12 protein-coding genes are annotated in these 23,654 nt (G+C 69.7%); 7 read left to right on the forward strand and 5 right to left on the reverse strand.

What is annotated here, in order from left to right; translation table 11 throughout:
- Positions 1–61: 61 nt before the first annotated feature.
- Positions 62–1,129 (reverse strand): LLM class F420-dependent oxidoreductase, encoded by a 1,068-nt coding sequence (locus tag ACGF4F_RS30355; protein ID WP_357441839.1) that lies wholly within the window; start codon positions 1,127–1,129, stop codon positions 62–64.
- Positions 1,130–1,354: 225 nt separating this feature from the next.
- Here ACGF4F_RS30355 and ACGF4F_RS30360 point away from each other — a divergent pair, with 225 nt between their 5' ends.
- Complete coding sequence (locus ACGF4F_RS30360) at positions 1,355–2,032, forward strand: Crp/Fnr family transcriptional regulator (RefSeq protein WP_357441730.1); 678 nt, start codon at positions 1,355–1,357, stop codon at positions 2,030–2,032.
- A gap of 248 nt (positions 2,033–2,280) precedes the next feature.
- Entirely contained in the window at positions 2,281–3,564 is a 1,284-nt protein-coding gene (locus tag ACGF4F_RS30365) for a hypothetical protein (RefSeq protein WP_357441728.1), read from the forward strand.
- A 140-nt stretch (positions 3,565–3,704) separates the two neighbouring features.
- Here ACGF4F_RS30365 and ACGF4F_RS30370 read toward each other — a convergent pair whose 3' ends face one another.
- The 3 genes from ACGF4F_RS30370 to ACGF4F_RS30380 all read right to left on the reverse strand — a co-directional run bounded on the left by ACGF4F_RS30370 (position 3,705) and on the right by ACGF4F_RS30380 (position 5,591).
- Positions 3,705–4,244 (reverse strand): cyclophilin-like fold protein, encoded by a 540-nt coding sequence (locus tag ACGF4F_RS30370; RefSeq protein WP_393082615.1) that lies wholly within the window; start codon positions 4,242–4,244, stop codon positions 3,705–3,707.
- 181 nt (positions 4,245–4,425) lie between these two features.
- A complete protein-coding gene (locus ACGF4F_RS30375; RefSeq protein WP_393082618.1) occupies positions 4,426–5,193 on the reverse strand; it encodes an SDR family NAD(P)-dependent oxidoreductase in 768 nt (255 codons plus the stop codon).
- 269 nt (positions 5,194–5,462) lie between these two features.
- Positions 5,463–5,591 carry a hypothetical protein gene (locus ACGF4F_RS30380; protein ID WP_357441723.1) on the reverse strand — a complete coding sequence of 43 codons (129 nt, stop codon included), beginning with the start codon at positions 5,589–5,591 and terminating at the stop codon, positions 5,463–5,465.
- A gap of 242 nt (positions 5,592–5,833) precedes the next feature.
- Between ACGF4F_RS30380 and ACGF4F_RS30385 the strand changes: the two genes are divergently transcribed.
- The 5 genes from ACGF4F_RS30385 to ACGF4F_RS30405 all read left to right on the forward strand — a co-directional run bounded on the left by ACGF4F_RS30385 (position 5,834) and on the right by ACGF4F_RS30405 (position 18,312).
- On the forward strand, positions 5,834–7,117 hold the full coding sequence (locus ACGF4F_RS30385; RefSeq protein WP_357441721.1) for a phospholipase D-like domain-containing protein: 1,284 nt from the start codon (positions 5,834–5,836) through the stop codon (positions 7,115–7,117).
- Positions 7,118–7,488: 371 nt separating this feature from the next.
- Complete coding sequence (locus ACGF4F_RS30390; RefSeq protein ID WP_357441719.1) at positions 7,489–8,106, forward strand: LuxR C-terminal-related transcriptional regulator; 618 nt, start codon at positions 7,489–7,491, stop codon at positions 8,104–8,106.
- A 198-nt stretch (positions 8,107–8,304) separates the two neighbouring features.
- Positions 8,305–11,526: a BTAD domain-containing putative transcriptional regulator gene (locus ACGF4F_RS30395; protein WP_393082623.1), complete on the forward strand. Its 3,222-nt coding sequence runs from the start codon at positions 8,305–8,307 to the stop codon at positions 11,524–11,526.
- Between the two features lie 130 nt (positions 11,527–11,656).
- On the forward strand, positions 11,657–17,785 hold the full coding sequence (locus tag ACGF4F_RS30400; RefSeq protein ID WP_393082626.1) for a DNRLRE domain-containing protein: 6,129 nt from the start codon (positions 11,657–11,659) through the stop codon (positions 17,783–17,785).
- Positions 17,786–17,814: 29 nt separating this feature from the next.
- Positions 17,815–18,312 (forward strand): hypothetical protein, encoded by a 498-nt coding sequence (locus tag ACGF4F_RS30405; RefSeq protein WP_357441712.1) that lies wholly within the window; start codon positions 17,815–17,817, stop codon positions 18,310–18,312.
- Positions 18,313–18,441: 129 nt separating this feature from the next.
- On the opposite strand, the gene ACGF4F_RS30410 is transcribed toward ACGF4F_RS30405, so the two are convergent.
- Entirely contained in the window at positions 18,442–23,598 is a 5,157-nt protein-coding gene (locus ACGF4F_RS30410) for a PxKF domain-containing protein (RefSeq protein WP_393082629.1), read from the reverse strand.
- Positions 23,599–23,654: the final 56 nt, after the last annotated feature.

Here is a 23,654-nt window from a genome sequence, read left to right on the forward strand (position 1 = left end):
AGGACTACTGAGCGTCCGCTCGACCTGGTCCTTCAGGGCGCGGGTAGCCAGTCGTTCGTGGTCAACGGGGGCCGCCAGTCGTAGACGGCTCGGCGAGCAGGTCGCGCAGCCGCTCGACGAGGCGCAGCCTGTCCCGGTGCGTGCGGGCCAGCGGGGTCACGTTGAGGGTGCTCACCCCCGCCTCTCGGTACGCGGCCAGCCGCTCGGCCACCCAGGAGGCGGGCCCGATCAGGCAGGTGCCCTCCACCAACTCCTCGGGCACCGCCTCGGCCGCCGCGTCTCGTCGCCCGGCCAGGTACAACTCCTGCACGGTGCGGGCCGCCGCGCCGAACCCGTACCGCGCCGCGAGGGTGTTGTAGAAGTTTGCGCCCACCGCGCCCATGCCCCCGAGATAGAGCGCCAGTTCCTGCCGGGCCAGCCGGCGCAGGTGGGTGACGTCGTCGCCGATCGCCAGCAGGGCGTTGACGTTCACGTCGAGCGGCCCGAGCGACGGGTCGCGCCGCCCGGCGCCGCGGGCCAGGCTCTCGCCCCAGACAGCGGCGGACCGCTCGGGGTAGAAGAAGGCCGGCTGCCAGCCCTCCGCCAACTCCGCGGCCAGCTCGACGTTGCGCGGCCCGATGGCGGCGAGGGTGATCGGGATGCGTTCCCGGACCGGCTTGTTGATCAGCTTGAGCGGTCGGCCCAGGCCGGTGCCCTGGTCGGCGGGGAGCGGGATGCGGTAGTGGGTGCCCTGGTGGACCAGCCGCTCCCGGCGCCAGACCCGTCGGCAGACGTCGATCACCTCGCGCGTACGGGCGACGGGCGCGTCGAACGGCACGCCGTGAAACCCCTCGATGACCTGCGGGCCGGAGGTGCCCAGGCCGAGGGTGAACCGGCCCGATGAGACGTGGTCGAGCCCGGCGGCCGTGGTGGCGATCAGCGTCGGGGTGCGCGTGTACAGCTGCATCACCCCGGAGGCGATCCCCAGCCGCCGGGTCCGTCCGGCGATGAACCCCAGCTGGCTGACGGCGTCGAACGTGTACAGCTCGGCCACCAGCACCAGGTCCAGTCCCGCCTGCTCGAAGTCGACCAGCTCGTCGGCGATGTCGGTGATGCCGGCGCGATAGTTGAGAGGCATGCCCAGCCGCATCGACGACACTCCCGAGATCGTATGTATGAGTATGTGCAAGCCTTCCTACGTCATCCCGAAGGGTTTCCACAAGTTCCGGGGCCGGTGTCCGAGCAGACAGAACCGGCCGACGATCAGGCGGGCCGCCTCCTCGTGTTCTCTAGTGTTTAGCAGGCTTAGCTAGTATCTATGGGCGAGGATGTGGTTTCCTCTACGTGTGCTGTGCCGGGCGGAAGGTGAGCCGACGTGACACAAGCCGAGCCCCTGCCGAGACTCAACATCTCGGATCTCCGGGCGCTGACCGGGCGAGTGCCCGGGACCTCGCTGATCGAGCTCTCCCGCAACGATCACATCTACCGTGCTGGATCACCCGACGCCCACGTCTACGTCGTCGAGCGTGGCCAGGTGAAGACCCAGATGGTAGCCGCGAGCGGCAAACGCTGCCTGCTCTCGGTGCACGTGGCGGGTGACCTGTTCGGCGAGACCGCCCTGCTCGGACTGGAGCGGCTGGAGTCCGCGATCGCGTTGACCCGAACCGTGCTGCGGCGGATCCCGGCAGCGCGCGCCGCCGCTGTGCTGACCGCCGAAGGCTCCGCCGGCGTGCTCGCGCGTCACCTCAGCATCCGTCTGCAGCACCAGCAGAAGGTGGTGGCGGACATGGTGACGATGCCAAGCGAGCTGCGCCTCGCGGTGCGCCTGCAGGATCTGGCCGAGCGCTTCGGCCGGCGCGGCCCGTTCGGCACCCGGGTGGACATCGCCCTCACCCAGGAGGACCTGTCCGAGATGGTCGGTACCACGCGGACCCGAGTCGGCCAGTTCCTCAAGCGATTCCGCGAACTAGAAATGGTGGATTTCACCCCTCGGTCACATTTGACGGTGCACGAGGAGCGCCTTTCCGAGTGGATTGCGACCGCGGCGCATTGACTGCTCATTAGTGAGCAGACTGTCGGGCGGGCAACGGTAGAAGATGCCTTGCAACAGCTCACTCGTAAGGGAGGTTAGCCATGAAGAAGCTTGTTGTTCGCAAGCTGGAGCCGATCAAGACCAGCGCCGCCGCGGACTGCGTTCCGTCCGCCGCCTGACAAGGCCCGATGATCGGCGGGAACCGGCGCGAGCGATCGCCCGGTTCCCGCCGAGCGCCGTCTGCACCGCAGAAGTGAAGGGATCACCCCATGGCCGTCAACACGGCTGACTCCGTCGTCACCGTCCGCCCGTTCGTCTCGACCACTGACGGCGCGGAGGTCATCATCGGCGACACCGACCGCAAGGTCTATCTCGCCATTCCGGCCGAGGGGCTGGACATTCTGCATGCGCTCGCCGAGGGCCGGACCATCGCCGAGACCGCCCGGATCTACGAGCGTAAGCACGGCGAGAGCGCGGACATCGAGGATTTCGTCGCCGTGCTGGCCGACGAGGGTTTCATCACTCGCGGCGGTGAGCCCGCCCCCGCCACCGAACCCGCCCACGAGCACGGGCATCGGGCGATCAAGCGGTGGAGCTTCGACTGGATCTCGCCCGCCACCGCGCGCCGACTCACCGGTCCTGCCGTGATCGTGCCGGGCCTCGCGGTCATCCTGGCCGGCGTGGTGATGGCGGCCAGCGATCCGGGCCTGCTGCCCGGCGCCCGGGCGCTGCTGTTCACCGGCGGAAACTTCGCGGTGCTCACCGTGGTCAGCGTCACGCTGGCGATGATCGGGCTGTCGCTGCACGAATTCGCGCACGCGCTGGCGGCTCGTTCAGTGGGTGTGTCGGCGACCCTCGGCATCAGCAACCTGATGTACATCCTGGTCGCCCAGACGGACATCAGCGGCATCTGGATGGCATCGAAGCGCGCGCGGTACAAGGCATTCCTCGCCGGGTTCTTCGTGGACGCGTTTTTCAGTTCCCTGCTGATCGCGTTCCTGTTCGGCGCCCGGCACGGCGTCCTCGATGCGCCCAATTGGTCGGTCCTGCTGGCCAGTGCGGCTCTGCTCACCTTTCTGGTGCGCATCGGATTCCAGTTCTTCTTCTACCTACGGACCGATATCTATTACGTGATCGCGACTGCCCTGAACTGCCGCAACCTGATGTCGGACACCGAGCGGTTCCTGTCCAACGGGATCAAGCGGTTGACCTTCCGTCGAGACAAGGTGGTCTCGCAGGCGGGTATCCCGCGCAAGGAAATGCGCAAGGTGCGGGTGTACGGAGCGATCTGGGTGTTCGGCCGGATCTTCTCACTGTTCGCCCTGGTGTTCACGATCCTGCCGGTGCTGTGGGTCTATCTCGAACAGTTCGTGCTGCTGGCGATGGGAGAGCCGACGCGGTTCTCGTCGGCCGACTTCGCAACAGTGGCGGTGCTGGCTGGGCTGCTCAACGGCGGCGGCCTGGCGATGTGGGGCCGTAACCTGTGGCGCGGCTGGCGCCGCCGGCGCGCCGAGGACGTCAAGATGCTCGCTCGGCAGGCCGCAGCCGGCTGACCCGCCCGACGACGCCGGGCCCGTGCGGGCCCGGCGTCCCGGCGTTCCTGGGCTCCTGGATCTGCACCCGGTCATCCTGGAAGCGATTACGGAGACGAGCGGCCGGTGCTTCGCGCGGAGGAGCGGGCGGAGTGTTGAGTTCAGCGCACGATCGCTGCGGTCGCCTTGTGACCTTCGAGGCGTTCGAGTTCCTCGGCGGTGGCGTCGTACGTGCCGAGGTGAAGGGTCTGATCGGAATACCCGATGCCGTCGGTGTTGTAGTAGAAGCCGATGTTGCCCCACGGAATGAAGTAGATGAGGTCGCCGTCCTTCGGGTCTGAACCTGGCGATCCCTCGTACCTCAAAGCTCGCGGAAGATCGGCGATCTTTTCGCGGCCGTTGAATTCCTCGAGCGTGAGGGTGAGTGGCAGCATGCTCAGGAAGTCACGGGTGGCGGGGCTGTCTGCACCGATGGTCACGTCCACTGACTCGGAGCCCACGGTGAACCGGACAATGGTGCCCACGATGGTCTGATCGGTGCTGGGCGGTGCCAGGCTTGGGCCGCTCTGGGGTGCCGACGAGGAACCCGGCGTGGACGGCGCGGCTGTGGGAGTGGCCTCGCCGGCGGAAGGCGCACCGCACGCGGCGAGGGAAAGGGCCAGCACGAGCGCTGCCGCCGCCCTGAGAATCTTCTTCCGCATGCGATGAAACCCTTCCGGTCAGGCCTCGCCCGTTCAGGCCGTGGACAGTCCGCTGCCATCCAACGTGCCTCCTCCGCCCGCAGGGAGTCCCTGTCGAGAGACGTACTGGCAGGGCACCTCTGACGCCCGCCCGGCACAGGACTTGAAGGCCATGAAGGTCGCGCTGTTCAGAGGCGCGATGTCAGCGGGCGGTGTAGCCGCCGTCGACAGGAAGTGCGACGCCGATGACGAAGCTGGCACCGGGGCTGCACAGCCACAACACCGCAGCGGCGATCTCTTCGGGTTCGCCGAGCCGGTTGATGGGTTGGTTGGCGATGGCCTCGGCGCGGTCGAGCTCGCCCTTGTCGATCATTTCGGTGACCATCGGGGTGGCGATGGTCCCGGGGCAGACCGCGTTGATCCGGATACCGTGCGGCGCGTATTCGAGGGCGGCGCTGCGGGTGAGGCCCAGCACGCCGTGCTTGGACGCGTGGTAGGCGGCGCGGCCGGGCAGGCCCACGAGCCCGCCGAGGGAGGAGCAGTTGACGATGGCGCCGTTGCCTTGGCTGCGCATCTGGGCGAGTTCGTGTTTCATGCAGGCCCACACGCCTCGCAGGTTGACGGCGTTGACCCGGTCGAAGACCTCGGCAGGCTCATCGGCGGCATCGCTGGGCGGAACTTGAATGCCGGCGTTGTTGAACGCCATGTCGAGCCGGCCGAACTCCTCGACCGTCGAGCGGACGGCGGCGGCGACGCTGGCCTCGTCTGTCACGTCGCAAGACACACCGAGCACCCGGTGACCGGCGGCGGCCAGAGTCTCGGTGGCGGTCTGGACAGCGGCCCGGTTGATGTCGGCGAGGGCGACCGCGGCGCCGGCCTCGGCGAAAGCGCGGGCGGTGGCCAGGCCCATGCCGGAGCTGGCGCCGGTGATCAGGGCGACCTGGCCGGTGAAGTCGTAGTTCGGGTTCATCGTTGCGGTTGCCCTTTCAATGAGCAGCAGGTTTGTTGGCAGGCGATCCGGCGGGCGAGTCGGGCGGGGGCATGCGGGGCCAGGTGGCGCATCGGTGCCGGTGACATCGGCGGCGACCACGTCAGCGATGCGTTCCCTGCGCTTCTACCGTGAACCGGCGCAGGCCGATGGTCGGGGTAGGCACTGTCCAGCAAACCCGATTTCACGACCGGGTGAGGAGCTTCTGCTGGAAGGTGTACTGGTAAGGCATCCCGACGCCGGGTCGCAGGTCAGATCGGTGGGTTGGGCTTCTCGGGTGCTTCGCCGTGGGCGCGGAGTTCGGCCAGGACGACAACCCCGAAGAGCACGGCGGTGGCGACGTCGCCTGCGGCCAGCGCGTTGGGTGCTGACCTCGACACGCGGCAGCCTGGCCTCGCGCGGATCACTCATCTGCCGAGACGACCACTGCGCCCCCTTGGAATCAGTGATCTGAAGACCCAACGAGGTAGGCCAACCCCTGTTGTGGGCACATCCACGTTCCGAGCGCTCACCTCCGAGCGGACCGTGCCGCGTGGCCGATCCGTACCGGCAACGGAGGTTCCGCCGGTCAGGGGTTCGATGGGACCATCTAGCCATGCGGATACGTAGATTTCCTCCACGCTTGGCCGCACGATTGGCGCTCGTCTTCATGCTCACCGCCGGCGCGCTCGGGGTACCGGCGTTGGGCGCCGGGCCGGCCAGCGCCGCCGAGCCGGATCCGACGATGAACGACGCGGTCTTCAGCCGGCCGACCGGGACGGCCGCCCAGCAGAACGCGATCTTCATCCAGCTCGCGCGGATCATCGACCGCGTGCCGGCCGGCGGCGAGATCCAGATGTCCTGGTTCGGGTTCGACGTCACCGACGTCGTCGACTCGGAGACCACCCCCGACCTGCCCGGACGGCTGCTGAACGCGCACCGGCGGGGGGTACGTGTCAAAATCATCCTGGATCACGAGCAGGTCAGCCAGCGGCCGTACCAACGGCTGCTGCCGGTTCTCGGTAGCAACGACACCGCCGGGTCGTACATCGTGCACTGCGCCGACAAGTTTCCCGGCGCCGACCGTGGCTGCATCGGCACCCGCCGGATCGACTACACCGACTCGTCGGTGACCGCCTACAACCACAACAAGTTTCTGATCGCGTCCAGCATCGTGCTCAACAACGGCTCGATCGTGTCCAACGTGGTCTTCCAAGGCTCGGCGAACCTGGGCTGGTGGGACGCGAACGAGGCGTACAACAACGGGCTGACGTTCAGCGACGCCACCACCTACCAGGCGTACCGGCAGTACTTCGCGGACCTGCGGTCGTACCGCTACAGCTCGGCCGGGAACAACGACTACTACTGGGGCACCCCGACAGGTACGACGTTCCGGGCGTACTTCTTTCCGCGGCGGGAGCGCTCCGGGCAGCCGGTCAGCGACCCGGCCACCGACACCATCGTCAGCGTGCTCAACTCGGTCGCCTCCTGCTGGTACGACGACAACGGCACCCGCCGGCAGACCGACGTACGGGTCAACATGTTCTCGTTCAATCGGCCCGAGGTGGCCAAGCGGCTCACCGCGCTGCGCAACGCCGGCTGCTGGGTCGACGTCGTCTACAGCGAGGCGAACGCGCAGGTGCTGAACGCGCTGGGCAGCAACGTCCAGCTCACCAAGTGCAACTACAACGTCGGGCCGGGCCGGGACATCCGCACGCACAACAAGTACATGCTGATCGACGGCGCGTACGACGACGACATCGTGCCCCGGGTCTTCACCGGCAGCCACAACTACAACGTCTCGGCGCTGCGCCAGGCCGACGAGGCGATGCTGCGCGTCATGGGCCGGGGCATCCACGACGACTACCTCAGCGACTTCTGGCACGTCCGGGACACCTGCCGGGCCAACGGCGGGGCGATCCGCTGAGCCGGTGCACCGTCACGATCCCCGTGATCCGGGTCGATCACGCCGCCGGGACGCCCGGAGCGCCGTACCCTGATCACGGGGATCACCTGGGAGAAGGCCAACTTGTCGGGGAGACCGCCTCACCCGCCCTCATGCCCCGCCACGCCCAACCGCAGAGCCAAGTGACGTTGGCAGATCAGGTCGCCCTCAAGGTGGCGCGAAGCGCCTGGTATGCGGCGAGCATGCGCCCTTTATGCAGGCGCTGGCGAGACTCGCCGTAGCGATTCATCGGAATGCCCGAATGTCCACCGTGCGCCGCTTCATGGCGGGCGAGCCGATGATCCGGCCGCGGCGGACCGGATGGCGGTGGCGGAAGGTCAGGAGGAGGCGGGATGGATAAAGTCAGCATCTTCGATACGAGCCCGGTCTTCGCCCGTGGGCTCGCCGGGTTGCTGGCGGTGGAGGGTTTCGAGGTGATTGAGGTCAGATCCAGCACGGAGGGGGACTACTGCCGGCAGGCAGACATCTTTCTGGTCGACCCGGCAGCGGTCCGGGTGGGCACCCTCTGGGCCTTCGTCGCGGAGGTGTCGTTGGTGGCACCCGTGTTGGTGCTCGCTCCCTTTGGTGGTCACCGGACGCCCGGCGAGCGCTGCCCCGGCTCGGGCAAGGTGAGCTACGTGGACCGCTACGCGCCCGCCGACGTCGTGGTGCGGGCGGTCCGGGCGGTGGTCGACGGTGGACGGTTCTTCGGCAGGGCGGAGCCGGCGGGCCAGCCGAATCAGCGCGGCGTCGAATCCGTTCCGCTCTCGATGCGGGAACGGCAGGTGCTCCGGCAGATCGCGCGAGGATTGACGCACACTCAGATCGCCCGGGTGCTGGGTATCAGCCGACACACCGTGGACACCTACGTCAAGCGGATCAGGTCCAAGCTCGACCTCGGCAACAAGGCCCAGCTGACGCGGGCGGCGCTGGTCGGTGCGTTCCCCGAGGCGGCCGCCGACGCCTCCTGACCGGTCGTGCTACCGGCCGCGCCTTGGTACCCGCGGGGATAACGGACCGGGCCGTGCCGACTGAATGCACAAAGCGACGTCTGCCAGATTCGGGCCGTTCGCGGGCCAGCCGGAGAAACGGGGTGAACAATCGGCCGACGTGCGGTCACAAATCTATGATCTTGTTGTCCGGGATCGGGTGGGGCAGGATCAAACAATGTGACCATCGTGGGCGGCGACGGTGAGTGGGAGTTCCGCCTGCTCGGCCCGGTTGAGGCGTACCGGGGAGGTATTCAGCTCCCGCTCAACGGAAAGCAGCGCTCGCTGCTGGCAGTCCTGCTGCTCAATGCCAATCGGGTGGTCGCCACCAGGCAGCTCGCGGAGGCGGTCTGGGGTCAGCGGCTGCCGGCGTCACCCGAGGCGCGGGTGCGGCTGCTGATATCCGAGCTGCGCAGAGCGTTCGCCAGTGACGGTCAAGGGCTCATTCTGACCCGGCAGCCCGGATACCTGGTGCGCGCGCGCCCCGGCCAGATCGACGTGGACATGTTCCGGCACGCGGTCGACCAGGCCCAGGAGGCGGCGGCCCAGGGCCGGCCGGAGATCGCGGTCGAGCAGTACGACAAGGCGCTCGCGGTGTGGCGTGGCGTGGCGCTGGGCGGCGTGAGCGGCGGGTTCGTCGAGACCGAGGCGGCACGCCTGACCGAGCTGCGGGAGCGGGTCGCAGAAGACCGTACCGAGGTCATGATGACGGTGGGGCGTCACGCCGAACTCGTCTCCGAGTTGGGGCATCTGGTCGCTGAGCATTCGCTGCGGGAGAGGCCCCATGCCCAGCTGATGATGGCCTTGTACCGGTCGGGCCGGCGCGGTGATGCACTCGAACTCTACGCCCGCCTGCGGGAGCGCCTGGTCGAAGAGCTGGGGCTCGAACCGACGCCACAGCTGCAGCGGCTGCAGCAACAGATTCTCGCCGGCGACCCAGCGCTGAACCCGCCGGTCCCCGTGGTGCGGTCGGCCGCGTCGACCGTCCGCCAGTCGTCGCCGCCGGCCAGGATGCCGGCGCGCCAGCTGCCGCCGGCCCCTGGACGGCTCGTCGGCCGCGTGCGGGAGTTGGAGCAGCTCGACGCGCTCGCCGCGCGGGGTGACGGCCCGGTACTGGTGGTGGGTCCAGCCGGCGCCGGCAAGACCACCCTGGCCGTGCACTGGGCCCACACCGCGATGGATCGGTTCCCGGATGGTCAGCTCTTCGTGGACATGCGTGGCTTCGATCCCGGTGCCCGTATGTCGCCCATGGACGCACTGCCGCAGTTGCTGCATGCGCTCGGGGTGGCGACTGGGGAGATTCCGGTCGGGGGCGATGCGCAGATCGCCCAGTACCGCTCGGCCCTCGCCGGGCGGCGGCTGCTGGTCATCCTCGACAACGTGGCCGAGCCGGACCAGGTGAGACCACTGCTGCCCGGCGGCCCTGGCTGTCTCGCCCTGGTCACCAGTCGGGATCGGCTTGGTGGCCTGGTGGCGTTGAACGGTGCGTGCCGCATGACGGTCGACGTGCTGCCGCCGCTGGACGCGATCGAGGTGCTGGCTCACGCGGCCGGCGGCGAGCTGATTGAGGCGGATCCGGACGCCGCGGCCGAGCTGGCGAGGCTGTGCGGCCACCTTCCGCTGGCGTTGCGGATCGCCGCCGGCCGGCTTGCTGACCAGCCGCACCATTCGATCCGCCGGCAGGTGGACGAGCTGACCCGGCGCGGGCGGATGGCCGGCCTGCGGGTCTCCGGTGACGGACGGGCGTCGGTCAGAGGTGCCTTCGACCTCTCCTACCGGGCGCTTCCGCGCCCGGCGCAGCGGCTCTTCCGGCTGCTGGGCCTCGTGCCGGCGCCAGCCGGGTGGCCGGCCGAAGCGGGCGCCGCGCTCGCCGGGCTGGCGGTGGACGAAGCCGGCCAACTGCTCGACATCCTGGCCCGGCTGCACCTGATCACGGCCACCGCGGCCGGTCGGTACGTCTGCCACGACCTGCTGCTGGAGTACGCCGCGGAACTCGCCGCCGGCGATCCGCCCGCACAGCGGGACGCTGCCGTGGACCGCCTGCTCGCCTTCTACCTGCACACCACCGATCAGGCTGCCGCCGCCACCGCCCCGGCCGTCTCCCGACTGCCGCGTCCACCTTTGCCGGCCGGCGTAGTGCCGTTGGCGTTCCCCCACGTGGCCGGTGCCAGGGAGTGGATGATCGCAGAGTGGGACAACGTGGTCGCCGGGCTGCGCCACGCGGCGGCGCGGGGGCTGCGCCAGCTGGCCTGGCATCTCGCGGACGCGTTGCGCAGTCACCTGTATCTGACGGCGTCGCGGCCCCAGTGGCTGGCCATCGCCGAGACGGGCTTGGCTGCTGCGACAGCGGAGGGCGATGTGGTCGGCGAGGCGGCCATGCGCTTCTGTCTCGGCTTCCTGCGTTACCAGGCGGCGGAGTTCGCCGAGTCGATCCGCGAGCATGAGCGGGCCGTGGAGCTCTACCGGCAGGCGGGGTGGAAGCCGGGCGAGTCCACGACGCTGCGCAGCATGGGCGTGTCGCTGGCACACCTGGGGCAGCTGCGGCCGGCTCTGGACCGGTTCACGCAGGCGCTGGCGCTCGACCGCGAGATCGGCAACGAACCTGGCGAGGCGGCCAGCCTCCAGAACATCGCCGGAACCTACAAGGATCTCGGTGACCTGGAACTCTCGGCACGCTACCTCAGCGTGGCGATCCCGTTGCTGCGTCGGGTCGGTCGCCGGCCCGGCGAAGCGATTGCCCTCATCAATCTGGGGGAGCTCCGGCGCGAACAGGGCCGCCTCGACGAGGCCCTGGCCGCGGTCCGTGAGTCGCTGGCGATCTGCCGGGAAGTCGGGCTGCGTCACGAGGCGGCGGAGGCGTTGATTACCGCGGCAGAGGTCCATCGCGATGCCGGCAGGCACCGAGAGGCTCAGCAGGCGCTGGACGAGGCGCTGGACATCGCGCAGCAAACCGGCAACCCGCGACTCCAGATGCTTGCCCTCAACGGACTGGCCAGCATCGAGATCCGGGCCGGCCGGGTCTCGACCGCGGTGGCACGGCTCGACACCGCACTGGAGGTAGCGGCGCGTACCGGCCACCGCGGCGGTCACGTCAAGGTCCTGCTCACGCTCGCCGAGGCGCACTGCGCGCTCGTCGAGTACCGATCCGCGCACCGCTATGCATCCCGGGCCTTGAGCCTGGCCTCGGAATCGGGGGCGATGGCCGAGGTAGCCGCCGCACACGCCGCCCTGGCCGCGGTCTACCTCGGCCTGGGTGATCCCGATCAATGCATCAGCCACTGCCAGGAGGCCCTGCAGACGCAGCGGAGGTCGGGCCAGCGGCGGGCGAAGATCCGGACCCTGGCGATACTCAGGCAAGCCCGTCGATTGCGACGGGGGGAGGGCGCCGCGCGGCGTCCCTGACGTTGATCGCGTCCCGTGTCCCGTAAATCGGGGACACGACGTCCGGCCGGCACGTGCCCTACGGTCCGCGTGGGCGAGAACCCCATTGATGGCAGTGATTTGCCATCGGCTGCGCCCGAGGGAGGTCGTGATGAGAGGTCGCGCACGCGGACGGAGATCAGGCGTTCGGCTCGATCAGTTACCCACGGGGAAGGTCGGCTACGGGCTGGCTGTCGGCCTGTCCACGACGCTGGTGGCCTCGCTGCTGGCCGGCGTGGTCTCGCGCCCGGCGCAGGCAAAGCCGGCGGTGACCCAGGCACAGCAACCGGCTGAGCCGTTGGAGCGCCCCGACGAGGCGGCGGCCGTGGTGACGGCGCGGATGACCGGCAAACGGGTGCTGATCAGCGGGCTGACGACGGAGACCACGGAGTTCTGGGCGTTGCCGTCGGGGTCGGTGGAGGCGAAGGTCAGCGCCGGGCCGGTGCGGATGCGCGATGACCAGGGCGGCTGGGTGGACGTCGACCTGACCCTGCAGCGGAAGGCGGACGGCTCGGTGGTGCCGAAGGCACACCCGGCCGGGTTGACGCTGTCCGGGCCGGCCGGCCCCGGCGAGCACGACCTGGTGTCGCTGGGTACGGCGGGGCGGCGTTCGACGTTGGGTTGGACGGGCGCGTTGCCGGCGCCGGTGCTGGAAGGCGCGAAGGCGACGTACCCGGAGGTGCGTCCAGGTGTCGACCTGGTCGTGTCGGCGACGCGTACCGGGTTTGAGCAGCTGCTGGTGGTGAAGGACCGCAAGGCTGCCGCGCACGTGCGGCAGTTCCGGATGCCGTGGCGCCCGTCGGGCGGGAAGGCGACCGCGGCGCGGGTCGGTGAGTTGCCGGCGCTGATGTGGGACGCGCGGGTGGACCCGGCCTCGGGTGAGCACGTGCGGCGCGCGCCGGTGGGCACGCGACTGGACGGCCTGGGCGAGCGGACCGGGCTGGTGTTGACGCCGGACGCGACGTTCCTGGCCGACGAGTCGACGGTGTATCCGGTGACGATCGACCCGTCGCAGTCGATCGGGCCGAACTTCGACGCGTTCGTGCAGAACACGTACACGTCGGACCAGTCGACGGCGACCGAGCTGAAGCTGGGTACCTACAACGGTGGAACGGACAAGGCACGGTCGTTCCTGCGGTTCGACAACATGAGCTGGTTGTGGGACAAGCAGGTGCAGTCGGCGACGCTGAGCCTGTGGAATCACCACTCGTACTCGTGTACGGCGCGGGAGTGGCAGGCGTGGCGGGTCGGTGATGTCACCAGCACGGTGCGGTGGACGGCGCAGCCGGCCTGGTTGCAGCAGGTGGGCACGTCGACGCAGACGAAGGGCTACAGCAGCGCCTGCGGTGGCGGCTGGGTGACGATCCCGGTCACCGGCGCGTTTCAGAGCACCGCGACCGGGCATCTGGCCAAAACGACCATCGGTATCCGGGCGACGAGTGAGACCGACAGCTACACCTGGAAGCGGTTCAACTCCAAGGAGGGCACCTACCCGCCGTCGGTGACCATCACCTACCAGTCGGGGGCGCAGGTGACCGCGATGGCGACCGCGCCGACGACGGTGTGCGCCACCGGGGCGCAGCGGCCGTACATCGCGAGTTTGACTCCGCAGTTGCGGGCACAGATCACCGATTCCGCGGCGGCGTCGGTCTACGCCACGTTCGAGTGGTCCGTCGCGGGCGGGTCGCTGATCGGTTCGGCCACGGAGGGGCCGGGCGCGTCCGGGTCGTGGTTGGCGACGAACGTGCCGCCTGGCGCGTTCGTGGAGGACGGCTCGTACGCGTGGCGGGTACAGGGCAGTGACGGCACGAAGGCGGGTTCGTGGTCGCAGTGGTGTGAGTTCACGGTGGACACGGAGGCGCCCGGGGTGGCGCCGTCGGTGTCATCGACGGCTTACCCCTCGGGCGCGTGGTCCGGCGCGGCGGGCACTGCCGGTGGTTTCACGTTCGGCGCCGGCGGCATCGCCGACGTGTCGGCCTACGAGTACGGCGTGGACGTCAACCCGCCGAACCAGACCGTGAACGCGCCCAGTCTCGGTGCCGCCACCACCATTTCGATCACGCCGACCTCGGACGGCCCACACACGCTGTACGTACGCACCCGCGACCGGGCGGGTAACCTGTCGCCGATCCGCTCCTACGCGTTCTCGGTCGGCGGCGGCGCGGTGACCGCACCGAAGACCGGTGACATCACCGCGGCGAAGACCGCGATCAGCGGGGTGGGACGGCCGGATGCGACCGGGGTGACATACCAGTGGCGGCGTGGCGACAGCGACACGTGGACCAACATCCCGGCCGGGCACGTGACGGTCGCGGCCGGGGGCGGGGCGGTGATCTGGCCGCTGCCGACCAGCGGCGGGGGCCAGTTCCCGAAGCTGAACTGGGACGTCGAGGCCACCCTCGCCGCGGTGGACGTCCAGCAGGTGCCCCGGGACGGCCCCCTGCAGGTACGGGGCAGCTTCACCGGCGGTACGGCCGCGTCCTCGGGCGCAGTGAAGATCACCTTTGACCGGAACCAGGCGTCCGCGGCGGCCGAGAAGATCGGTCCGGGTGAGGTGAACCTGATCACCGGCAACTACACCCTGTCGGACAGCGATGTGTCGGTGGCCTCGTACGGCACCGAACTGACCGTGGAGCGTTCGTACCACAGCCGACGGGCGACGGAGACCGACTCGGCGAACATGTTCGGCCCGGGCTGGGTGTCCGGTGCGACGGTGGACGGGGCTGAGGCCAACTACACGTCGCTGACCGTGTTCGGGTCGCTGGTGCAGGTGGGTCTGCCGGACGGCGACACCATCGGCTTCACCAAACGCACCAGCACCGCCTTCGACCCGGAGATCGGGCTGGAGTCGATGACGTTGACGTACGACAGCGCGACCGACTCCTACGCCCTCACCGACGAGGACGGCGACACCGTGAGCTTCACCCGCGTCGCGGGCACCGCGACCGGCAAGTACTTCCCGACCCTGGTGGCCGAGTCAGCCAGCAACCAGACCACCACGTACAGCTGGGAGCGGGTCACCGTTGCCGGAGCGGAGGTGGTCCGGCCGACCCGGATGCTGGCACCGGTGCCGGACGGGGTCAACTGCGCCACCCTGACCCGGGGCTGCCGAGCGCTGACCTTCACCTACGCCACCACCGCCACCGCGACCGGCACCACCGAGGCCACCTGGGGTGACCACCCGGGCCGGGTCAAGGAGATCTCCTTCACCGCCTGGGACCCGGATCTGCCCACCCCGGCCATGCGTACCGTGCCACTGGCCCGGTACGCATACGACAACACCGGCCGGCTCCGTGCCGCCTGGGATCCGCGGCTGGACTGGACCGACGCCGGCACGACCCGGCACCTGTGGAAGACGTACGACTACGACGCCACCGGTGTGCTCACCGCGACCAAGCCGGTGGGCGAGGAGTCGTGGCAGTTCAGCTACACCACGGTCCCGGGTGACCCGGGCGCGGGACGGCTGCACAAGGTGACCCGCACGGCCCTCGCCGCGGGTACTGCGACGAGCGCCGTGGTCTACCAGGTGCCGCTTTCGGGCGCCGGTGCGCCGTACGACCTGTCGCCCGGGCAGACCGCCCGGTGGGGTCAGCCGGAAGCGCCGACCGACGCGACGGCCATCTTCCCGGCCAACCAGATACCGAACGGCAACCCGGCCACCGGCACCATGCCCTCGTCCTGGGAGCGCGCATCGTTGACGTACCTGGACGCCAACGCCCGCGAGGTCAACGCCGCCGCGCCGGGCGGATACCTCGCCGCCACCTGGTACGACGAGTTCGGCAACACCGTGCGTTCGCTGACGGCGGCCAACCGGGCCCGGGCACTGGCCGACTCGTCCACCGACGATGCGGCACGGGAGACGATGCTGGCGCAGAGCTACTCCACCCGCAATGTCTTCAGCAGCGACGGGCAGCGGCTGCTCTACACCCTCAATCCCGAGCGGGACGTGATGCTGGCCGACGGCAGCACGGTACGCGGCCGACCGATGACCCGGAGCACCTACGACGAGGGTGCGCCGCTCACGGGCGGCCCGTACAACCTGGTCACCAAGCAGGAAGAGCTGGTGCGTTACTGGGGACCGACCGGCACCGAGACCGACGCCGAGCTGCGCACCACCACGACGAAGTACGACTGGTCCCTGCGCGAGCCGACGGTGACCACCGTGGACCCCGGCGGCCTTGGCCAGACCACCCGCAGCACCTACGACCCGGGCACCGGGCTGGAGGTGCTGAACACCACCCCGGCGGGCGGCACCAGCACGAACACCCCGGCCACCACCCGCGCGATCAACTACCGGGCCACCTCCGGCTCCGGCTACAGCGAGTGCGACCTCCGGCCCGAATGGGCGAACCTGCCCTGCCGGGTGCAGCCGGGCGGCCAGGCGGCCGGCGGACCGGAGCTGCCCGCCACCGTGACCACCTACGACATGTTCAACCAGCCCCGAGTGGTCACCGAGAAGACCAGTGCCGCCACGCTGCGCACCACCACCACGACGTACGACGGCGCGGGGCGGGCCTACGAGACCACGGTCACCGGCCCCGGCACGGCCGTGCCGGTCGTGCGTAGGATCTACGACCAGGCCAGCGGCCAGCTCTTGCGTACCCAGTCGATCAGCGGTGGCACGGTAACCGCCCAGATCATCCGCGGCTACGACAGTCTGGGCCGGCTGACGTCGTACACCGACGCCGACGGGAACGTGTCGACCACCACGTACGACCTGCTCGGCCGGGTTGCCACCAGCACCGACGGCAAGGCCACCCGCACCTACACCTACGACGGCGGCAGCGAACGACGCGGCCTGCTCACCTCCGTCAACGACAGCCAGGCCGGCGTGTTCGCCGGCAGCTACGACGGGGACGGCCGACTGAAGTCGGAGAGCTGGCCCAACGGCGTCGTGGTCAGCCGTGACATCGACGCGACCGGCGCCGAGGTCGGACGGTCGTACGTCAGGACCGGCTGCGGCGCCGCGGACTGCACCCTCTACCGCGAGTCCGTCCAGACCTCGCCCCGCGACCAGGTGCGGGTGCACAGCTCCACCCTCTCCAACCAGGAGTACGCCTACGACCCGGCCGGTCGGCTGACCCAGGTCCGCAACATCCTGGGAGATCGCTGCACCACTCGGGCGTACGCCTTCGACGCGGCCACCAACCGCAAGTCGTCGACGGAGTACGCCCCGGCCTCGGACGGGTCGTGCCAGACCACGACGGCGGCGGCCACCCGGGCCTGGACCTACGACACCGCGGACCGGGTCAACACCGCCGGGTACACCTACGACACGCTCGCCCGCACCACCACCGTCCCGGCGGCCGACACCGCGAACCCGGCCGGCGGCAACGTGACCGTCACCTACCACGCCACCGACCTGGTCGACACCATCACCCAGGGCGGACGCACGACCGACTACCTGATCGACGTCGAGGGCGAGCGGGTCCGGTCGTGGACCGACAACGTCTCGGGTGCGGCCGCCACGTCAATCCACCACTACGCGGACGACGAGGACAGCCCGGTCTGGACGCAGGAGACGCCGAGCACCTACACCCGCGCGGTCAGCGGGCTGGCCGGCGTGGCTGGGACCTGGAACAGCGACACCGGCGTGGTCGACTGGCAGATCGCCAACCTGCACGGTGACATCGTCGCCGCCATCAGCGGCAACGACGCCGGCCTGAGCAGGACCAGCGAGGCCACCGAGTACGGCACCCCGCTCGACTCGACGAACGTGGGCAACCAGCGGTACGGCTGGCTCGGCGCCGAACAACGCGCCGCCGACACGCCGGGCGGGATCCTGTTGATGGGTGTCCGCCTCTACAACCCCACCACCGGCCGGTTCCTGCAGGTCGATCCGGTGCCGGGTGGCAGTGCGAACAACTACGAGTACTGCGTCGGCGACCCGGTCAACTGCACCGACCTCAACGGGCAGTACGCCACGGGGAAGTGGCAGTGGCTCCCCAACAAGGTGTGGCAGAGCGGCTGGAAACAGATCAAGCGGGGCATCTACCGCGTGTATATCAAGTTCCGGCAGCGCGACATGCGCCTGTTCCGCTGGATATACACCAGCAAGCGTCGCACCTGGATCGTCGGTTACCAGATCCTCACCAAGCGGTCGTTCTCCTTCAAGACCAAGCACTGCGTGTGGCGCTGCAAGACGACGCCCTGGATCCCCATACCGGTCCCGAAGTTCGGCGGATACCTGACCTGGATCCAGACCTACATCTACTACCGTCCGATCCGAGTCCGCCGCTAGTTTCTGCTGTCGCGGAGTTGGGCCTAGCGGTGGCCGCCAAGCCAACCAGGCTTGGCGGCGGGGCGGGCCTGCTGATGCCGGCCCGCCCCGTCGCCGCACCTGGCTCAGCCCTGCCGAAGCTCACCCGCAGCTCCCTGTGCCTGCCCCTGTACCTGCTGGGCAGCCGACTTGGCCTGGCCCTGAACGGCGGACGCGCCGCGTACGGCGGTGGATCCGATCGACTGGGCCGCGTGCTTCGCGGGCTCGCGCAGGTTGTCCCGCATCTGGTGGCCGACCTGGCTGGCCTGCTCGCGCAGTTCGCCGGAGTGCTGGCGGGCCATTTCCTTGGCCTGGCCGGCCCACTGCCGCTCGGAGCGGCTGGGTGGGATCAGCGCGGAGACCAGCAGGCCGGCGCCGAAGGCGACCAGGCCGGCCGCCAGTGGGTTGCCTTGAGCCTGCTGCCGGGGCTGCTGCCCGAGTTCGCGGGCCTGGTTGAGCTACCACGATGGTCACCCGTAGTCGCCTGCGCGGGATATCGAAACCACTGAACGTGGGGTAGGCAGAAGCCCGGCACCACCCTCGGTGCCGGGCTCCTGTCTGCGCGGTCGCGCCTCACGGACTAGCTCGGTCTCCCGACCGGCCGTTCGACGGACACGACGTCAACCTTCCTGGGGTGTTCAGCGGAACCGGAATTCGGCCCAGTGCTGGGTGCCGTCTGCGAGGGTGACGATCAACCGGCGACACTGTCCTGCCCACGTCTTGTCGGTCTTCCAGACGTAGGTGTAGTGGTCGCCGTTCGCGTCGTACGACACGGACGATCCATTGGCGGCGTCGGCCTCCTCGAGGGAGTTGGGTTCGCCGCCACCGCAGCTGACGGGGCCCGAGGCGGGCGACCCCGGCGCCAGGATGTCCATGCCGCGGTATCCGCCGAGCCCGAACTTGATCGGGATGGCCCGGCCGGCGTTGACCACGTTGACCGCCGGTGGGTTGTCCACCGGAGGCAGGAACCCACGGAAGGGCCAGGCAGGCGCCTGGACCGTGACGGTACGGGTTACCGATGCCGAACCACCGTCATCGTCGCTGACGGTCACCGTCGCGGTGAACGTGCCCGGGCGGTACTGGTGCGGCAGGTAGCACGGCGACAGCGCCCCGGCGAGCACGCCGGGGGTCGTCTCGTCGCCCCACTGCACCGTGCAGGTGTGCTGGTCGTCCACGCCGGCGTCGGTGAACTCGATTCGCGCGCCGGCGGCGTCGACAGACACCGCACCGAGCACGGGGGAGGCGTTGGTGACGGTCACGGTGGTGCTGTCGGACGCCGCGGCCCCCGCCACATCCGTCGCGGTGAGGGTCGCCACGAACGTGCCCTCGTCACGACATGTCACCGTCGCTTGAACGCCCTCGCCGGTGACGGTGCACGGCCCGTCAACCGCCCACGACGAGGTGACGCCTGCCGCGTCGTCGCTGACCGAACCGGCCAGCGCCACCGCCGACCCCTCCACGGCGGTCACGCTGTCGCCAGCATCGACGACGGGCGGCTGGTTCGCCTTGTCGTTGTCGGTGATCCAGGCCGCAGCGCTCTCGCCGCGGTGCACCGTTCGCCCATCGGAGGCGGTGAGGTCGCCCAGCTTGAGCAGGAACGGCTCCGGCGGCTCAACCTCCGTGTCGTCGACCGTCGTTGCGGTGACCACTCCGACCGGCTGCTGCGCGGTGAGGCGCAGCGTCCCGCCGGCGGCGACGATGTCGCCCGGCTTGTCGCCGGACCCGGCCTTCGGCTCGGGCTCTACCAGGGTCCACGGCACCGACACGGTCGTGCCGGGGAGCGGGGCTGGGTCGACGGTGACGACGAAGTCCCCGGTCTCGCCTTCCGTGATGATGGGTGCGGCCACCGATACGGTGAGTACCTCGTCGTCCTTCACGGTGACCGTGCCGGACTCGCCGGCCGTGCCGTTGGTGACCTCGCCGACGGAGACCGTGAAGGTCTCGTCGGGCTCCTGGATCGCGTCGCCGTTCACCGCCAGGTGGACCACGTCCTCCGCCTCACCGGGTGCGAATCGGATCATCGCCGCCGATGCGACGTAGTCGTCGCCGGCCTTGGCGGTGCCGTCGGCGGTGGCGTACGCGGCCACGACCTCCTTGCCGCTCGGCTTTGACAGCCGGAAGGTGACGGGTGTGTCGGTCAGGCTGGTGCCACCCTCCACGACGGACGCGTGCTGCACGGTGACCACCGGCGGTTCGTCGTTGTCGGCGATGGTGCCCGTGGCCTGGGCCCGAGTGATCGTGAGGCCTAGCCGGGCTCCGGTCAACGCCAAGGTGATCGTCTCGTCGTCCTCGTCGATGGCGTCGTCGGCGACCTCGACCGGTATCGACGCCTGCATCTGCCCGGCCGGCACCACCACGGTGCCGGTGCCCAGCGTCACGTCGTCCTCGCCGGCGGTGCCGGGCTGCAGCGCCCAGTTCAGCGCGACGTCGTCGCTGAGCGCCTGGTCGAGCTTGACGGTGAAGGCTCCGCCGTTCGCCTCGGACAGCGTCGCGTCGTCCACCGTCGCGTTCACCCACGACGCGGGCAGTTCCAGGTCCGGATCTGCCTTCGGTCGGGTGAGCGCGAGGCCGTTCCAGCCGCTGGCGGAGACCTGCAGGACCGCCTGGCCGTCGATCGGGACCACAGCCGGTGCCAAGACGAACCCGGAGGTCCCCGTACCGGCGGCACCGAACGTGTTACCGCCCCAGACGATCATCGAGCCGTCCGCGCGGATGGCCAGCGTGGTAGGTGAGTCGCCGTTGTCGATCCCGACGATCGGCGGACCGGCTGGCATCGGCGCCTGGGTCGGCACCAGCAGCGTGCCCTTCCGGTCGCCGAGGATCGGTGCGAGCCCGGCATTGGTGTTCTCGCCCCACATCCAGACCGCGCCGTTCTCCTTCAACACCACGGCCTGATCGCCCGAGATCGTGATGTCCACGACCTTGCTGGCTCGGCCGAGGGTGTCAACCGGCCGCGGAAGCCACGGGCTCGTCGCCGGATCCGACTGGTTCCACTTGCGGCCCAGCTGTACGTCGGTCCCGCCGCAGGAGAGCACCGTGCCGTCCTTCTTCAGGAACAGCACGATCGCCGGAGACACGGCGATCTGCCGGACGTCGGTGAGGTCCGGGATACGCGCCGGATAGAGGGTGTCCTCCAGGGCGCCTGAGCCGTCACAGTTGACCCGGCCCCACGCCATGACGGTGCCGTCCTCCATGAGGGCGTAGTCGGACGAGACGCCGGTCTGCACGTCGCGTACGCCCGTGAGGTGGTTGCCCTGGGCGTCGGCGAGGACGTAGTCCGGGAAGGAGCGATTCCCGCTGCTGGCCCCGTTGCCGAGGTTGCCCGCGGCGTTGCGGCCCCAGGTCAGCACCTTCCCGTCGGTGCGGACCGCGGCGACGTGGTCGGACGTCGCGGAGAGCTGGCGCACACCGGACAGCAGGCCCTGCCCGCCCGGACCGAGCGGCTGGACCGGCTGGAGCCGGGCGTTGGTCGTCCCATCGCCGATTTCGCCGGCGTGCTGATAGCCCCAAGCCCGGACGGTGCTGTCGGCGAGCACGGCGTAACCGGTGGCCGAGCCCATCTCGACCTGGACGACGTTCGCCGGCAACACCGACTTGGTCGGCTTGGTGTAGTTGGTGCCGATCTTGCCGTTGCCGATCTGGCCCTGCGTGTTGCTGCCCCAGCCGTACATGTCGCCGGTCAGGCCGCCGGGCGGCGCGTCCGGGGAGCCGGCATCGCAGTCGTCGTCCACGCCGTTGCCGAGGAACTCGATCTGGCCGGGATGCACGGCCGCGTCGGTGTCGTTGCAGTCGGTGGTCAACGTCCACCCGTCGCCGTCCCCGTCGGCCTTGTGTACGAGGACGTCCCAGCCTCGCGTCGCCGTGTGGCCGTCCTCGTCCGTCGCCGTGGCGACCACCTCGTGTGCACCAGGCGTGCCCGGAGCGGTCCAGGACAGGGATCTGCCGTCTCCGGCCGCCTTGCCGTCCACCGTCCACGTCACGGCGGGCGTCCCACCGTCGTCGGTCGCGGTGACCTTGAATTCGGCCGCTTCGCCGGTCTCGACCATTCGCTGGACGGTGTCCGGCGTGGCGCCCGGCAGCTGCGGGTCGGCCCCCTTGCGCTGCACGGTCGCGCTGGTCCAGCCGTACGCCTCGCGGCCGGCGCTGTCGGTCACCCGGAGGCCCACCAACGCCGTACCTGGCTCGTCGAAGACCACGGCCGGCTTGTCGCCGGTCGCGTCGTCGAAGTCACGGTCGCCGTCCAGATCCCAGGCGTACGCCAGCGGCTTCGTCCCCGTCGAGGCGGAGGCGTCCAGCGTGACGGAGGCGCCTTCGTTCGAGGTGTACGGGCCACCGGCGTTGCCGACCGGGCGGGTGTCCGGCACGCGCGGGTCGCCCGCCAACGCGTCCACGATGGCGCTCCAGGCGGTGCGGCCCGCGTTGACCGCCGCCACCGTCTTGCCGTGGGTGGCCACCTGCGCGTCCAGGACCTCCCGGACGTTGGCCGGCGTGTAGGCGGGCACGTACGCGTTGCGGATGTCCACCTCGAGCGCGGTGATCTGGGGTGGGGTCATCCCGTTGTGGCGCAGCGTGCGCCGCTCGTCGGGAGTGAAGCCCTGCTGCCGGATCCGGCTCAGGAACTGGTGCCCGAAGGCGAGACCATCCTTGGCGTTCTCGTCGGCGTAGCGCGCCTTGAGGTCGCCGAGCTGGCGCGATGTCGCCGCGAGCTGCCCTGCCAGGGCGTGGTGCAGGTCGCGGACCTCGCGGGCGTGCACCAGGGCCCATTCCCCGCTGCCCGCGTGTTGGGCACCCTTGTACGCCTCGACCGAGCGCAGCAGCGCCTCGACGAGCGCGCCTTCACCAGCGATCGCGTCGCTCGACGCGCCCGCCTTGCCCGGCACCACCGGCTGGTCGAAGTCCGGGTTTGGCGGATCTTCGTAGATGCCCAGGTAGTGCTGGCCCTGGTTGAGCAGCAGCCCGTTGAACTGCTCCTGGATCGGATTGAAGTAGTTGCCGTACTTGAGCGCGCAGGCGGTGGGGTTGCCGGCCTTGCAGCCGTTCTTGAGCGCCTTCTGGACCAGCTTCCACACCCCGTTCATGATCCGCTGGGTGTTCTTCCAGGACTCGTACTCCTGGTACGCCGCAGCCTTCAGCGACGTCAACGCCGCATCGGGCGGTGGCAGCTCGGCGGGAATCTCCACTTTGATGGCCCGGGAGAACACCGCGTCGTCCTCGGGCTGGAACACGCCGTCCTGGCAGGTGTCGAACACCACGTCGAACTCGCCGGCGGGAAGGCGGCCGGCTGGCGTGGTGATCCCGATGATCTCGTCGTCGAACACCGAGCCGTACTGCACGACCGTGTTCGGCTTGCCGCCGGTCACGTCGACCAGGTGCCCCATGGCCGTCCCGGGCACCACGATGTAGACATCGCTGGTCGGGTAGACGAAGTCCGGCACCCCGTCCTCCGGGCACCCGGAATTCTTGAATGCCAGGTCGCCCCAGACCCGGATCGCCGCGTTGGCACCGAACGTCCCGTGCGTCTCGCCGATCTTCCCGACCCACAACGCGTTGCTGTTGGCGTACGCCGGTGACCCGACAGCCACCAGGCCCGTCACCGCCGTCGCCGCTACCAGGGCGGCCGCTGCCGCCCGTCGCCACCTGTTCACATCAACCCTTTTCTCTCGTCGCCGGTCGGGCCAGGGCCGACCGAGCCAGGGAGAGAGTCGCCGCCGGCACTTGCCGAGGACTTGGACGCGACTAGCACCCGAGCCACCCGCCATGACCACCGGCGCAAGCCGGCGGTAACTGTCGGTCAAGTCGTCTGGGCGAACCTGAGGGCGACCCCGGACGGACCGGGCGCAGAGTGCGAGAG

This window comes from Micromonospora sp. NPDC047740, assembly GCF_043204735.1.
In the GTDB taxonomy this organism is placed as follows: domain Bacteria; phylum Actinomycetota; class Actinomycetes; order Mycobacteriales; family Micromonosporaceae; genus Micromonospora.